Annotated in this window: 12 protein-coding genes and 4 pseudogenes; 11 read left to right on the plus strand and 5 right to left on the minus strand. The window is 44.9% G+C overall.

The window, feature by feature from the left end:
• Nucleotides 1–391 precede the first annotated feature (391 nt).
• A complete protein-coding gene (locus EOS98_RS00405) occupies nt 392–1,249 on the plus strand; it encodes a winged helix-turn-helix domain-containing protein (RefSeq protein ID WP_001278065.1) in 858 nt (285 codons plus the stop codon).
• Between the two features lie 10 nt (nt 1,250–1,259).
• The gene (locus EOS98_RS00410) at nt 1,260–1,724 is read left to right on the plus strand and encodes a hypothetical protein (protein ID WP_023231590.1); all 465 of its coding nucleotides are present in this window, start codon (nt 1,260–1,262) and stop codon (nt 1,722–1,724) included.
• A 94-nt stretch (nt 1,725–1,818) separates the two neighbouring features.
• Here EOS98_RS00410 and misL read toward each other — a convergent pair whose 3' ends face one another.
• The 3 genes and pseudogenes from misL to EOS98_RS24575 form a co-directional block, all read right to left on the minus strand.
• On the minus strand, nt 1,819–4,686 hold the full coding sequence (gene misL, locus EOS98_RS00415) for an intestinal colonization autotransporter adhesin MisL (RefSeq protein WP_126523738.1): 2,868 nt from the start codon (nt 4,684–4,686) through the stop codon (nt 1,819–1,821).
• A 74-nt stretch (nt 4,687–4,760) separates the two neighbouring features.
• Complete coding sequence (locus EOS98_RS00420; protein ID WP_000984809.1) at nt 4,761–5,378, minus strand: helix-turn-helix transcriptional regulator; 618 nt, start codon at nt 5,376–5,378, stop codon at nt 4,761–4,763.
• A 734-nt stretch (nt 5,379–6,112) separates the two neighbouring features.
• Nucleotides 6,113–6,244 (minus strand): annotated as a pseudogene (locus tag EOS98_RS24575) (transposase); the annotation flags it as partial.
• A 667-nt stretch (nt 6,245–6,911) separates the two neighbouring features.
• On the opposite strand from EOS98_RS24575, the pseudogene EOS98_RS00425 reads away from it, so the two are divergent.
• From EOS98_RS00425 to EOS98_RS24745, 9 genes and pseudogenes are all read left to right on the plus strand, one after another.
• Nucleotides 6,912–7,167, plus strand: a pseudogene (locus EOS98_RS00425) (helix-turn-helix domain-containing protein); the annotation flags it as partial.
• 389 nt (nt 7,168–7,556) lie between these two features.
• Nucleotides 7,557–8,186, plus strand: coding sequence for a fimbrial protein (locus EOS98_RS00430; protein WP_023200971.1), 630 nt, complete (start codon nt 7,557–7,559; stop codon nt 8,184–8,186).
• Nucleotides 8,187–8,329: 143 nt separating this feature from the next.
• The gene (locus EOS98_RS00435) at nt 8,330–9,073 is read left to right on the plus strand and encodes a fimbrial chaperone (protein WP_000882257.1); all 744 of its coding nucleotides are present in this window, start codon (nt 8,330–8,332) and stop codon (nt 9,071–9,073) included.
• 20 nt (nt 9,074–9,093) lie between these two features.
• The gene (locus EOS98_RS00440; RefSeq protein ID WP_126523739.1) at nt 9,094–11,694 is read left to right on the plus strand and encodes an outer membrane usher protein; all 2,601 of its coding nucleotides are present in this window, start codon (nt 9,094–9,096) and stop codon (nt 11,692–11,694) included.
• Between the two features lie 13 nt (nt 11,695–11,707).
• On the plus strand, nt 11,708–12,292 hold the full coding sequence (locus tag EOS98_RS00445) for a fimbrial protein (RefSeq protein ID WP_126523740.1): 585 nt from the start codon (nt 11,708–11,710) through the stop codon (nt 12,290–12,292).
• A gap of 14 nt (nt 12,293–12,306) precedes the next feature.
• On the plus strand, nt 12,307–12,915 hold the full coding sequence (locus EOS98_RS00450; protein WP_001080417.1) for a fimbrial protein: 609 nt from the start codon (nt 12,307–12,309) through the stop codon (nt 12,913–12,915).
• A 15-nt stretch (nt 12,916–12,930) separates the two neighbouring features.
• Nucleotides 12,931–13,524: a fimbrial-like protein gene (locus EOS98_RS00455; protein ID WP_023200969.1), complete on the plus strand. Its 594-nt coding sequence runs from the start codon at nt 12,931–12,933 to the stop codon at nt 13,522–13,524.
• Nucleotides 13,525–13,547: 23 nt separating this feature from the next.
• Nucleotides 13,548–14,777, plus strand: coding sequence for a fimbrial-like adhesin (locus EOS98_RS00460; protein WP_039590873.1), 1,230 nt, complete (start codon nt 13,548–13,550; stop codon nt 14,775–14,777).
• 342 nt (nt 14,778–15,119) lie between these two features.
• Nucleotides 15,120–15,254, plus strand: a pseudogene (locus EOS98_RS24745) (hypothetical protein); the annotation flags it as partial.
• Nucleotides 15,255–15,358: 104 nt separating this feature from the next.
• Here EOS98_RS24745 and EOS98_RS00465 read toward each other — a convergent pair.
• Together EOS98_RS00465 and EOS98_RS25065 are read right to left on the minus strand one after the other, a co-directional pair.
• Nucleotides 15,359–15,529 (minus strand): annotated as a pseudogene (locus EOS98_RS00465) (transposase); the annotation flags it as partial.
• Between the two features lie 50 nt (nt 15,530–15,579).
• Nucleotides 15,580–15,708 (minus strand): Arm DNA-binding domain-containing protein, encoded by a 129-nt coding sequence (locus tag EOS98_RS25065; protein ID WP_322958642.1) that lies wholly within the window; start codon nt 15,706–15,708, stop codon nt 15,580–15,582.
• Nucleotides 15,709–15,816: the final 108 nt, after the last annotated feature.

A 15,816-nucleotide genomic window follows, 5' to 3' on the forward strand; every position in this document is an offset into this window, starting at 1 on the left:
GGAAGCATGCTGATATTAAGTATGGCTACTGTAACTCTTAATAAATTGAAAACTATCTCTACATAACGAGTGCTGCTTTTTTGGATATTACAAGTCATTATAGAGAACACGTTCAATAAAACCCTCTCTTTCATATGATATAGATTGTCAGGATATATTTTCTCATGATTTATCTATGAGATATTAAAGCGTAGTGGCACAGTAAATTTGGCCACTTGATTAAAGGTGATATTCTCACCTCAATACAAAACAGGAGACTTAACGAACAAGAAAACCAAACGTACTTTCACCCCTGAGTCTGCTATAATGAGAAAAGCGGTGTCTACGCTTACCTGTTAATGTCTTATGCCTCTCGCTCTTCTATATGATCGGTATGTGCAGGGGACAATCCATGTCCTGCTACGCAGCCACAGCATCAGACTATACTCAGTGGTGTCTATTAACCCTCTCCAACTACGTTATGTTTTGGCATGGTAACAATGCGATGTTATGGATAATTAACGATAATATTGAATTTAATCCAGAAATGAATCGCCTGGCGTCATTATCGAGGCCAGATCTCAACATTATTCTGACAACGCCCGCCAGCCGCTGCTTGCGCCTTCTGCTGGAAAACGCCCCCTCCGTCGTCTCACAACAAACATTCTTTCAAAAAGTGTGGGAAGAAGACGGCATGGTGGTGTCGGCAAATACGCTTTATCAGAATATCTCCATTATTCGCCGCGGATTACGTACCGTTGGCGAAAATGAAGATACGCTGATAATCACGGTTCCGCGTAGAGGCTTTCAGATTGAGCCTGGTGTGAGCCTCATGACCATCCGCAAAGACTTCGCTCAGACAATAGAAAAAAAGGGTGAGACGCCGCCACGTATGTCAGGGCGTTGGTTTAAACATTATGTTCCTGTACTTTGGATGACCGGGACATTTGCTGTCGGTATTTTGCTTGGCACTATAAGCTGGCAAACCGTTCCTGATAAGGATTTTTATGATCGCTACACGCTGGTTGAAACAACCCAGGGTTGTCATTTTTTCTCGCGGAATGAAGATATCGAAAGCGGTAGCCGCTTTGCAAGCTATAAGTCAATGATTCTAAAAACCGGTATGGATTGTCAGAAATACCCATGGGTCTATTTCCCTTCCAGCAGTCGCACCCCAGCGGTTACGGCATTGATTTGTCAGCAACCTTATAAAACGCGCGGTGATACAGGCTGCGTGACGCTTTTTTTCCGCGGGGTGACACATGGGTAAAAAGGCACTGATGTTAGCCTGCCTGATGCTACTGTTTCTGGGAGTAGGGCTTGGGCATCTTGTTCATTTATATACGGAAAAGAACCGGGATCCAGAGAAATGTACGGCGCCTGTGATTGTGTTTTATAACAACACTCAGGCTAACCTGACGCTGGATTTTATGTATTCGCTGAAAAAACGCACTGGGGTGGTTTCCATCAGCGGAACGTATTACGTCGATAATAAAATGAGCGGCGTGATCCGCCGTGATGTTTCCTATGTATGGAGTGAAAATAAAGACAGCACCCATTTTATATCGACGGATATCAACAAAGTCACGCGTGACGAAACACTGTCCGATGCGGTTATCGAGACGGTTTTACCCGATTTTTATGTCTATCCAGGGAAAAGTATCAGTTACACCATCCTGACTCAGGGCCATCGTGGCTTTATGTTCACCATCGGGAAACGCCCGATATTTTTCTGTACACATTAAGCGGTTTTGGAAGCCGTTCATGAAACATATCAGCCAAATGAAAGCGCTTCCGGGTAAAAGCCGCTGAAGATCAGCGGCTCTGTTGTTACCTGAATCAAAAACTGTATTTAACCCCCAGTAGGCCTTGGGTATTACTATAGCCCTGGTCACCTACCTGTTGCGCCACGTTACCCCATACGTTCAGGCGCGGGGTAATTTGTCCTTCAATACCCACTTTCACTTCACCAATATTTTTCGTACCACGCATATCGCTGCTGACATCGTCCATCTTCACGCTGGCAGGCTGCGTATTATGGATCCAGTTCGCCTCCACGAACGGCTGGAACTCTCGAGATTTATTGTCATCAATAGCATTGTGGCCGTTAATATAGGCTTTTACGCCCATGCGGGTTAGCAGATTACCGGCGGTATCATCCTTGACGAGGGTACCATTGGCTTCGCGATGGTCGTTAGCCTGCACGCCCATCCATACCACCTGCGCTTTGGGCTGCAACCAGTAGCTTTGATGCACGCTTTCACCTAACCTGAAGCTGTAACCGGCTTCAACCGAGGCGGTAATTCCTTTGGATTTATATTCCTCAGCGGCCTGATCCTGACCCATGACCTTGTTATCAAACCAGTTGTACAGCATCCAGGTATCCACATAAGCCCCAGACCGATCGATATTGTTAGCATACCAGGTGCCGTAAAGGCCGACGCTGTAACCGGTGACTTGACCACGGGAATGATAGTCACTCACGGACGACTGCGTGCGGTTCTGGCTGTTGGCATAACCTGCCATTGCACCAATATGCCAACGGTCAAGACCGTCAGTGCTCCACTGTGCCAGATCGCCTCCCAGTTGTAACACATAGCTGTTGATGCGGGTTTTTAGCTGCCCGCTGCCATCGTTGAAGCGAGTATGGGCGCCGACGTTACGCATCCACAGGCTGGTGACCTTCTTCTCACCCGTCAGCATGTCGGTGTACTGGGTTTCACCCAGACGGTCATGGAGACGCGTCATGAACAGCGTATTTGCCGCATAGTTGTTGGCAAGATAGCTGCCCACTTCCGGACGGAACTGATGTTCTGTTATCGGCGGTGTGTCAGATTGCCCTATGTCAGGAATGACCGGATCAGGGATGATCGGGTCTACTGGCTCAGGGTCTACAGGATCAGGGTCCACCGGATCGGGAATAACAGGGTCAGGGATAACCGGGTCTACAGGATCAGGGTCTACCGGATCGGGAATGACAGGGTCAGGGATAACTGGGTCTACTGGATCAGGAATAATCGGTTCGTCCGGCTCAATGTAGCTGGTCAGATACCAGTTTTTACCTTTCTGCACCACGTTGTAGTCATAGGCTCCGGCAACAATACGGCTTGCTTTTTCGAAAGTACCGTTGGAATTGCCAGCAACGTTAACAATTTCAATACCTTCAATGGTTTGCGCCCCGGCTCCTCCAATATTATTTACTGCAACAAATGTGTTGCCTGAAGTATTGCCGAGAACCTGCAGCCTGTCCGTTTCGGAATCATCATCGTTGAGCACAGTATTAAAGACCAGCTTACCGCCGTTGCCTACATAATCTTCATTGATGGTGAGCGTTTGCCATGGCTCGCCATCTTCATGGCTGAAGTTAATGGTTGCGCCACTATTCAGCGTCAGGTCAGTGAGCGTTGAGCTGCTGGTCATATTCCAGGTCGCATCGCTCATTTGTACAGAGATAACGCCTGTGCCCGCCGTAGCGCTGGTGATGTACGACGCCCCGTCCCATCGCGAGTTGTCCGTCATATTGAGCTTAATCGTACTGTTCTGCTGCGGTAGCGTACCGCTGGCAGCGGTGGCGCCAGCAGCACGAATATCACCGTCGATGACGAAACGACCTCCTGAAGAACCGTCAACAATGCCGCCAGTTTCCGTGCTGATGGCGTAACTTTCGCTACTGTTATCGCCCGCCATAGTAATAGCCGCACCGCCTGCCAGATTAATGGCGCCTCGGGAGAGGGCGTATAAACCGGCAGGGGCTTTACTATAGGATGCAGCCTTACTGGCGCTGTTAACGCTAATAGTGGCATTCTCTCCCAAATTAACGGTAGCGTTAGTTGCATATACCGCGTGTGCGCTGGCACCGTTCACCGTAATAGTAGCGTTGTTGCCAAGCTCGGTTCTGGAGGAGGATGCTGCGTAAATCCCCGTTGAGGATGCGCCGGAGGTTTCGATGGTTGCATCGTCACCCAGACGAATCAACGAACCACTTTGTCCGGTACGCAGCCCCTCCGAACTGTCGCCGGTAGTAACAATATGTGCACGATTGCCGACGACAATCGTATTTTTGGCACGTGACGCATCCCGCATGGCGTTAGCTGTAATTCCACGTCCCTGGCTACCTGTTGTTTTGATATACAGATCGTCGCCGACGTAAATATTGGCCGATCCGGTCCAACCCTGGCCCAGTGAGTTATATCCGGCGTTAATACCGTCACCATCCTGACCATCCACGTAGATGCGGGTACGGTCACCGGTAATAATAAATACCGGGTTATCCGGAGTATTCGCGCCGTGAGTACGGATGCCATCGACGTCTCTACCATTATTCGCGGCATTCGCCGACTGCGTCCGAATGGTCAGGTCGTTGCCAAAAATCACGCCCGGACTTCCCGTCCCGCTGTTCTGAATAACCGTGACAGTGTGTTCAAACGCCTCCGCGCCCGGTCCATTAAGCGTGAGGCCATTGCCATAAACCGGGATGGTACCGGTGTTCCACTGATAAACGTAGTTGGGCATGGTACCGACTTTGGTGAAACCGGTACTGGCCTGAGCGGGAATAATAGCCTGTAATTCCGGCGGCAACTGGCTGACTAGCCCACTGGATGGCAGACTATCAACGTCGACCCAGGCCGCCTGGGAGGGAAATACCATAGAGGCTAATGCTGCTGATACCGCTATGGCGATGAATGAGTAATTTTGGGGAGTTGGCATTCTGCCTCCTGCATTATGGCGTAAAGCGTCTTCCACATCGCAATAATATGGAAATAATAAAAATGGAAACGGATCTATAAAATATTTGATATTATTTTATGAATGCTATGCCCTAGCTTATTTTCAAGCCGCAGCTTATGCACATAAAGTTTCTTAATATCAATATTGTCAATATTTACAATCTGCTGAATACTTATTCCTGATACAAAACGCTTCAGTAATATAAATTCCGTATAGTTAAGCGTTCGTCCACGTTTACTGTTGGCAAGCCGACCGGTAAACAAGCGGTGCATCTTTTGCTGTTGCACAATATCATCGTCATCGGAATAAATAATTCCTTGTATTTTATTGCTTTTCAAAATCCAGTAATTGGCCAGCGGAGTTAAACTTTTGTCAGAAATCAGGACAATATGCATACCACTGTTTGCCAGACTGTCAGCCCATTGTAAATCGGTAAATCGTCGAAGATTCGGGAAAGAAAAATCAACAAAGATAAAACCGCTGGATAAATGGTTGTGTCTATCAAGCAATAACTTTTCAATAAACCCTTTTTTCAGGAAAGCATTACCATCTGGCCAGATGGAAAATGCCGCATTATGACAGTATTGCACCCGTACTGCGCTGTCAGGGAATAATTGACAGGATAAATCGCAACTAATGCAATGGACAATTTGTGAAGGCTTTCTCATCATCCTGAACGACTCCCGTCGATGTTTCTATTAATATTTCATTGGTAAATAAATGTGTCAATCCAGATAATATACCGTGCTACGGCTGTCAAAAGTCGCGAATTATTGTCAGTGTCATAAACTCCTGGAAAGACCTAAAATACAGCTTTAAGGAACCATGACAGATCCGACAGTCGTAATACATCATTTCGGATTCGTATTTCACTCATTGAGATTTTTATACAGTATCTCCAATATCATAAAAAATCTTAAAACAGCACTATTTGCTAAATCATGAGGGTGATAAATAACGGTTCTCAATACCATCTGTCTGCTGCCTTCGTCACTATCGGGGTGATGTGATGAAATATAAAAGTAATTCCTGTCAACCTGTAATGAATTCTTATTATTAAAACCTAATTTAAGATTTTTTCTTTTATTGCATTGTTATTCAATGACTTAATGGTGAAATTTGTGCTCTCATCAACTTCTTATATACAAATTTAAGACTATTTTATAGAGACGCATGTAAACTTTAAGGGGTGTAATGCTAATGCCATGAGAAAATTTTGTAACTTAATGCCGGGAGCTATACCTTGCCAATAAGTTGATCTGACTTAATTCTGATCGTGACAGTCTGAGCAACCGACAGACTTATCGGTCGAAACAACTTCAGCTTCTGGCTTCTTTTTTCAATTGCTCATTTGATGAAAACTCTTTCCCGGAGCACATTAGTGAGAAACAGGATGTGGTCAAACCCAATGTCCATAGATGTCGTCAGTCACTTCAGAAATATCCGCCTCCTGGCAGATATCTTTAACCGCTCGTCCAGCTTCGACCAACTTAATTACGGCGATGTTCTGATGCTCAGTGAGACGGGCTTTATGCATAGAGATTCCTTCGTCAGCAGATCGACGACGTGATCTCTAAATGTGAATGGCACGATTATGTGGGATACGTACAAAAAAGTTAAACTAACTGCCAGTAATATGAGTACCTGGTATAAGAATGTATACGGATATTTTACTACTGAAATATAATAATGGGGGGTTAAGAATAAACAGGACGTATGGGAGAACAAGGGTATAAAGATGAAATGCTTGCAGTATCTAATAGATAACAATGAAAAATCAGGTAACTGAGAAACTATTCAGTGTTTAAGTTGATGTGATATTAAGTCATTCAGCCGCTACAGCACATTATCAGGATAATTTCGTCCGGATAAAACGGAGGAGTGAATCACCACAGGTTTAACAGACGCCGCAGAGTCATTTAAGGTGACTTAAAGAGCGGAGCCCATGAGCGGTAAATGTTATCCCGAAGCGTTTAAAATTAAAGCGGTAGAACAGATTATTGAGCGCAGCCATTCTGTTTCCTATGTTTGCATCAAAAATTTTTTCTAAATAGCTACGCGGAATAGTAAACCCCTTTGAGGGAACCCGGTCCGGATGGTGCAATCTGATCAATCGCCAAATCAAAACAAATCACCAACCGGACTAAGCGATGCCGATCATAGCACCCATTCCCCGTGACGAACGACGCCTGATGCAGTAAGTAATCCATAAAACGCATCCGCAGGCTGACGGCCATGCTGATGTTGCATCAGGGCGACCGCGTCAGCGATGTTGCCAGAACGCTCTGCTGTGCCCGTTCCTCCGTCGGACGCTGGATTAACTGGTTCACGCAGTCGGGTGTTGCAGGACTGAAATCATTACCTGCCGGACGAACCCGTCACTGGCCTTTTAAGCATATCTGCACGTTATTACGCGAGCTGGTAAAACATGCTCCCGGCGATTTTTGCCATCAGCGCTCAATGAATGAGCGGACACAACAATAGCGTTCTTGGTAATACACCATAATGCAGTCATTGACATTTATTTCTTTTTTAATATTGTTTTATGAAATAAATAAATCCATTTAGTTTTTTTAATTTTACTTTTAAGAAAATATAAAAAAATTATTCTTGTAATCAGCTACATGATTTGAATGAACTAATTTTATACCTAAAAGTATAATATTTAATCATATATATATTTATTTTCAATATATTTTATACGGATATCCTTATTTATAGTTAACGTGAATTGTTTCTAAATGATAATACATGTGTTTTATTTTACATATTATATTTCCCTCGCTCATACTGCGCCCTCATTTAATCATAGATGACAATTTTTATTCACATTAAGGATGTATGTAATAATGAAAAAAACATTATCGTTAGCAGTTATGGTTATGGCGATGGGCGCGGGTTCTGCAATGGCTGCCGACGTTCCAGTAGCGGCTGGCCAGATCACGTTCAATGGCCAGGTCGATCCAGCGACCTGTATCGCTAAAGTTGTTGACGGCGGTAAAACCAGTATCGGTTCTGACGGTACTGTTACACTGAAAACCGTCACTCTGGCAGATATGAAAGCTGCCGCAACCGTTGCACAAAACACCACTGGTTTGAATCCTAAAGATTTCTCTATCACCGTGGACTGCACTGGCGCTGATGCTGATCTGAAAAACGTAGCTCTGTATATGAGTTCTGCAGACTTCGCCAACAGCGACGGTACTCTGGCTAACAATACCAATATTACCCTGGGCTCAGGCATTAAAATGGCCAATGGCGTAAGTATCGCAGTACACGAAGTTGAAGCTGCCGGCGGTCTGACTCTGGTGAATATGGTTAACCACTCTGACAAACACGAACTGGCACTGGACGATACTACCCGCGCCGGTACCTATAATCTGCGCGCTTCCTACGTTATGGCTCCTGGTGTCACCAGCGATGCAGTGACCTCCGGCGCGGTCACCACTAACTCTATTTACTCTATCGTTTATAATTAATCTACACCTACCCGTGAAGATTATTTAGCGAATTGTCATGCGAGCATGCGTGCCGATATTTTTCGGTACGCTTATTATCAATAAAATATCCTGCCCATACCGCGATGGATTAATGGCGATATTTAAGCACGCAAGGAATGCTTATGTTATGTCATCTGAGAACTGCATTTACGGTCATCACGCTTACCGGCACGTTACTAAGTAATGTCGCCTGGGCTGATATTGTTATTTCAGGTACGCGTATCGTTTATCGCGGCGCACAAAAAGATGTTAACGTGCGCCTGGAGAATAAAGGCTCGCGGCCATTGCTGGTACAAACTTGGTTGGATACCGGTAATGATAATACGGAACCTGGTGCAATTAAGGTACCATTTAACGCCACTCCGCCGGTTTCTCGTATCGATCCCAAAAAAGGCCAGACGATAAAAATTATGTATACCGGTAGTCAAACTCTTCCCAGTGACCGGGAAAGTGTATTCTGGTTCAACGTACTGGAAGTGCCGCCAAAAGCTAATAAAAATGAGAATTCAGCTGCGCAGAACACGCTGCAGTTAGCGTTTCGCACGCGCATTAAACTGTTTTACCGCCCTCAAGGATTGGGCGATCTGGCGGGTGAGGCTCCGGCAAAGTTAACCTGGAGAATGAAGCATGAACAGGGCAAGTCCGTTGTGACCGTTAATAATCCAACGCCCTATTTTGTCTCGTTTAATAGTATTGAACTGGAGTCGACTGGTAAAAAATATATCGTCGACGGTCAAATGGCTGCTCCGCTAACTGAGACCAGTTTTACTCTCAAAACCGCGACTACGATCAGCAGTGGCAAAATTAACTACAGTTTTATCAATGATTTTGGCGGAATTATCAACGCTACAGCCTCTCTACAATAAAAATAAGAAGGATTATAACGTTGTACACCTTTATCAATTGCCCTCATCCCTTATCGCGCACCACCATTGCTATCTGCCTGGCATTGTGTGCTGTTAATAGGGGCTATGCTGCGGAAAGCATTGAGTTTGATGAAACTTTTCTAATGGGTGATGGTAAGTCGTCTATTGATATTAGCCGCTATGCCGACGGTAACCCTACACCGCCGGGGGTATACAATGTCAGCGTTTTTGTTAATGATAAAATTACAACTAATCTGGAAATTCCGTTTATTGATGTCGGAAAAAATGATGCTGAAGCCTGTATCAGCAAAAAAAATCTTGCGCAGTTGCATATTAATCAGCCTGAGATGATAAAAAATAGCGATATTTTGCTAAAGAAAGAGGATGAAAATAGCGATTGCCTGAATCTGACAACGCTAATAGACAATTCGAATATTAGCTACGATAGCAGCGATCAACGTTTATACATTACTGTACCGCAAGCCTGGCAGAATCGTAGCTATCAAGGTTATGTCGACCCTTCATTGTGGGACAATGGGATTAATGCCGCCACTTTATCTTATTCACTCAATGCCTATCACAGTGAATATGACAATGGAAATAATGACACCTTTTATGGTGCATTTAACAGCGGTGTTAACCTTGTGGGTTGGCGCTTTCGTGCCACCGGTAACTATAACTGGGCCAAAAATGGTGGTAGTAACCTCGATTTTCAGAACCGCTACGTTCAGCGTGATATTACCGCATTGCGATCTCAGCTCATTATGGGTGAGGCCTATACGACGGGCGAAACCTTTGACTCGGTTAATATTCGCGGTGCTCGCCTCTATAGTGACAGCCGAATGTTGCCATCCTCGCAGGCCAGCTATGCGCCTATTATTCGAGGAGTTGCTAACAGCAACGCCAGGGTCACTATTACCCAGGGGGGTTATAAAATCTATGAAACTACCGTACCGCCAGGAGCCTTTATCATTGACGATCTTAGCCCATCCGGTTTCGGTAGCGATTTGATCGTTACTATTGAAGAGGCTGACGGCTCCAGGCGAACCTTTAGCCAGCCGTTTTCTTCAGTGATGCAGATGCAGCGACCTGGCGTCGCCCGCTGGGATTTTAGCATTGGACAGATGAAAGACGACAGCCTGCGTCATGAACCTAATTTGATTCAGGGATCGTTTTACTACGGTATCAACAACTATGTGACTGGTTATGCAGGCCTGCAAGTCACCGATAATGATTACTCAGCTGGGTTATTAGGTGTGGGGATTAACACACCATTTGGCGCCATTGCAGTGGATGTCACCCAATCGCAGGCGGAAATCACCGATGATGAGTCTTATGCCGGACAGAGTTACCGCCTGACGTGGAACAAACTGCTGGAGCCGACAGAGACCTCGATCAACGTTGCTGCTTATCGCTATTCTACCCGAAAATATCTTGGGCTGAGCGATGCACAACGCCTGATTGATGATGCGGCACATGGCGTGGTGAGTACGAAAATGAATACTTACGAGCGACTCAAAAATCAGTTTACCGTCAGTATCAGCCAGCCGTTGCAATTTGAGAAAGAGGATTACGGTTCATTCTATCTTTCCGGATCCTGGAGTGATTATTGGGCGGGTGAGCATAGTCGCAGTGAGTACAACGTCGGCTATAGCAAAGGGTTCAGTTGGGGGAGTGCGGGTATTACCGTTCAGCGTACATGGAACGAATATGGTGATAAAGACGATGCGATGTATATTAACTTTAGCATTCCATTGAGTAATCTTTTTGGTGGTACTTACCGCCGTTCAGGTTTTACCAGCCTTAACGCCAATATTAATACTGATTTTAACGGCACCCATATGGTGAATATGAACTCAAGCGGTAATAGCGAAGATAATTTGCTGAATTACAGTGTTAACACCGGTTATACGATGAATAAGACCGGTAGCGATCTTGCCTCAGTAGGCGGTTATGCCAGCTATGATTCACAATGGGGCAGTTGGTCTGCATCCAGCTCATTTGATACTGATAAGAGTCGACAATATTCACTGAGTACAGATGGTGGTTTTGTGCTGCATAGCGGTGGTCTGACCTTCAGTAATGACAGTTTTAGCTCCAGCGACACCATAGTGCTGGTGAAAGCGCCAGGGGCCAAAGGTGCACGTATTAACAGTAGCGGCAGTAGCGTAGACCGTTGGGGCTACGGTGTAACCTCTTCGCTGTCACCATACCGTGAAAATACCATTTCACTGGATATTGAGGACATGGATGGTGACGTGGAACTGAAAAGTACCAGTACCATTGCCGTACCGCGCGATGGCGCGATTCTCTTCGCCAACTTCGAAACCGACCAGGGGCGTTCAGCCATCATAAATATGAGCCGCAGCGATAATAAGACATTGCCGTTTGCTGCTGAGGTTTATGAAGGTGATGCGCCAATTGGCAATATGGGCCAGGATGGTCAGGCATTTGTGCGTGGTATTAACGATGCTGGTGAACTCATCGTTCGTTGGTATGAAGAGGGTCGGCCGCAGTCCTGTCGCGCAGCCTATCAATTCCCGGCTCAGCCAGCCACTCTACCGGGGAGTCAGACATTGGTGTTGAGTAATGTCATCTGCCGTATCTCCAACCGTAACTAAGATGGAATAGATCATGAAACGGAATAAATCTGTACTTACCGCACCATTATTGGGGCTGATATTACCACTAGCCAGCCAGGGGGCAGCGGCCCCTACCGAAATTAATGTTGATTTTACCGCAACGGTGATTGAGACCACCTGTAATTTTATTATTGATACTGCCGTCAGCCCGGCTGTTAAGGAAAATACGCGTAATAGTCAGTATACATTGACTATACCTAATGTTTCTTTGGATAAAATCATTAGCGAAGACCCTGCGGCGCAGTCTAATTTTACGCTGAAGACTGATAATTGCAGCCCTGGGATTTCTGCCATTAGCACAAAAATCACCAGTTCCGCAGGACGCACTGGCAACCTGATTAACAACAGTCTGTCAAACAGTACTGCGGCAACTAATATCGGCATGGGTTTTAAACGCCAGAGCGATAGCGGTAGTAACTTTATTACTCCGGATAACGCCACGACTATCACATGGAGTTCTGATGAAAGGTCAGCAGGTTTACCCTTGACCGTTGCCCTGCGCATCGTTAACAGCAGTGGTACAACGTCTACCGGTGAGTTTGAGTCTACCGCCACCTTCAACTTCACCTATAACTAACAAGGATGATGATAATGAACAGGAAATTACTCGCCGGGATGGTTTTTGGTAGTTTATTAAGCACAGGAGTTGCTTCTCCAGCTTGGGCCGGAACCTCAACCCTTGATCTCAAAGTAAAAAGTACTATCGAAGTAGGTACCTGTACTGCGGCTATCTACGACGGTACCACTCAAACCAACACTATCGCACTGGGTAACGTGCCAGTTTCACAGGTAGTGAACTATCAAAGTAATGCAGGCAAAGCTTTTAAAATACGTTTTTCTGACTGTTCTGGTTTGCCAAACGGCAAGGCTAATCTGAAAATTGTTAAGCGGGCCAATGGCTGTGCAGGGGGCAACTCAAACCAGGCTGGTTTTGCCAATAGTACAGCCGCTGCAAGTGGTGGCGCTACGGCTACGGCCCTGGAGCTATGGACGGGTAGCTCGGCAGGTCAGGGAACGCAGTTCCACTGCTACACGCCGGACACCACCACACAGGAGATTAATGTCTCAGCAGCAACAGGTTCTACTACGGTTGATTATGATATGAGCGCCAGGTTAGCCATGCCGTCGGGTAAATCCCTGGCTGATATTCAGGCGGGGTCATTTCTTGGTGAAACCACCTTTATTATCTCTTATAACTAAGGCTCTGGAATAGCCATGCTGACGCGCAGACAGTGTTATTTTCTATTTTGTTCAGGGCTGGCAACGGCCTTTTTATCGCGACCGGGATACGCCGACCATAACGTCGATGTGACTGCAACGGTGATTAATAATACCTGTCGGTTGGAAGTCAATGATAACGGTGTGGTGCGACTGCCCACCGTTAAGCTGGACTATTTCTCGAATGAGATTACAGCTGAAACTGATTATGCCGGGGGGCAAAACTTTACACTGCGTCTGGTTGATTGTCCGGTCAGCGATGATAAGATTTCTCAGGTGTTATTTACCTTTTCCCCGCAACAGGGAGCCTTGCCTGCGGATAACTTACAGGTATTTGCTAATGAGTTAGCGCAAAATAAAGATGGTGCGAAAAATGTTGGCGTGGTGATTTTTTCCGCTCAGAGCAACGCTACACGTTTTAATGTGCTGGATGTCAATGGGATGTCAAAAGCTATCTATAGCTTGCCGGATAGCAATTACAGTAATTCACAGTGGACATTCTACGCCCGGATGCAAAAAATTGTCAGCATGGAAGATGTGTCATCAGGGCTGGTAACTGCCAGAGTGCTGGTGAATATATCTTACCAGTAAATAAAAACAAGGATGATAAAATAATGACGATTAAATTTCGCATGTTATGTCTGTTGTTGTCGACTCTTTCTTTATTTTCACAAGCCTCCTATGGATGGTCTGTTTTTGTTGGAGATTATGGCAACGTAAATAGTAGTAATATTTCAAGCAGCATCAGCGATATCACTGTAGATTTCAACCCGACAACTTTTGTAAAACCTCTGGCAATGCATGAAGGAAACGGTTTACGGGAAATTGCTGTGACGGATGCTGCAAGAGATCTTGATCCTCATACCGGCCTGAGTTGTAATAAGGATGGTAACGAAGGTCAGGCTGATTTGCATCATGGGTATATCGATTCTGGATTAACTTATAATGGCAATAAGCTCTGGAAGACAAATATTACCGGGCTCTATTTTGCTCTTGAATTTACTAGTATTAACTTTGGTGGGCAATATTACAGTGAGCAATTTTGGGTCAACTGGGCCAGCGGTGATAGTGCAGCTAAATCCTTTAATATGCATACTATAATGGGGGCCGATCAGCGTACAAAAAATGGAATGTGCGATAGGGCTACCAACTGGAAGTATTATGCCTATGGTGGCATTGTTTTATGGATTAAATATCATATTTATATTGATGATAAATTTAATCCTAATGGTGCAACATCCCTTCCCATCACTTTTCTGAAAAGTAGTATATATGATCTTAAATTTAATACACCGTACACCTCAGATGCTGCGCAGCATTCTGTGAGCTACGTGTTCAATAGTGGTACACTGAATATCAATTATCCAACCTGCACAGCCAGTGCCGTTACCGGTGAGGGCGTTAGTAATGCTACCGTGCCGTTTGGACGTGTTTCTGCTGAAGATATTGTTAATGGAAGCACAACGATGCAGAAAACATTTTCTATTGAACTCAGTAACTGTAAGTATGTTAAAAATCTGAATGTGACGCTGGATTCTACCAATATTGGTACAAAAGATAAAACTTTACTAAGTAATACATTGACGAGTAGTGCTGCCAGTGGGATTGGGGTAATGATTGAGGGGGAGAAGAACCCACTCAGCACCAGCGACTGGACATTGCTCAAGCCCAGAGACAGTACTTCAGTTTATAAATTTACCAATACACCTGATTATACCAACAGCGATATTGGAAATAGTACCCAAACAATGAATTTTCGGGCTACCTTAAAACAGGATGGCAGTAATGTTATCAATGCAGGTGAATTTAAAGCTACGGGTAGATTTACCATCAACTATCCATAATATCTTTACCTGTAGATCTACTACCGGGGCAGGAAACATATTCGATAGAGCCCGGTGTTAGATCTTTTTCAAAAAGATGGTCGTTCGGTATGAATGACCTCTTTATTGTATATAAATTCCAGGTCGCTATGGGGAAAATTCTTTGTCACGATTGATATGTATATGCATGTAGGCACCACAATAGGTTGGCTTATAACAAATAATGGCTATGTCAATAACCGGATTGCTACAAACCAAAAATAATATCATATGGTTATTGACGTCAATGGTTCAATCAGCCTGATAAGCGTGAGTTGGAATATCATGAGTAAAATAGAAAGAAGTATATAGAAGTTAAATAATATACCGCCTTTAGAGTATATTTCAATTTATCGTGCTCAGAGGTTATTGAATTGTGAGCCAGCAGATTGACTTCATTGGCATGATATTGGTGCAATAAATCGTTGTTTGAGGATAGCAAAAACAAATGGGGTATTAGGGTGTGTCCTTAACCTAACAATCGCCTCAAAAACAATTTGATGGCTCCCGGTTTTAACATGCACTGGTAGTTTCTTGCCGTTTTCTCTGAACGTGTCGCTGAGGCGCGCAGGTAAATCCCGCCATGGAGCGCCTGAACAAAGCACCCAAAATATGCCATTCATAACATGTCGATGAGAAAAGTAAGGACGTCCACCTCTGGAAGAGCCCCTTTCAGGTGGCAACATAAAGGAAATGAGCGCCCACGCTTCTTCAGGGAAATCGTAACGAGCCAAATTCAGTGACGCTTTGTAATCAAATCATGCGTCAGATTGTACAAAAATAGTTACGGGACACACCCTGGCTTGATGGCTTCGTTAATAGCCACATCCGGCCATGTTCCAGATGTGGGGCTTTTCTCCTTCCCCTCTATTCGGTACTTCCTCCGCCAGCACGTTGACCCCGTTGGATTCACCAGCAAAAAGAGCCCCTGCCGATAGAAAATTTGTAAGGTTTACTACGGTTTCAAAGTGATATTATTATTTGATTATTAATGATTTTTTCTTTTGGTGGCATGTCATTT

The sequence above is a fragment of the Salmonella sp. SSDFZ69 genome (assembly GCF_004010755.1).
Classification (GTDB): domain Bacteria; phylum Pseudomonadota; class Gammaproteobacteria; order Enterobacterales; family Enterobacteriaceae; genus Salmonella; species Salmonella enterica.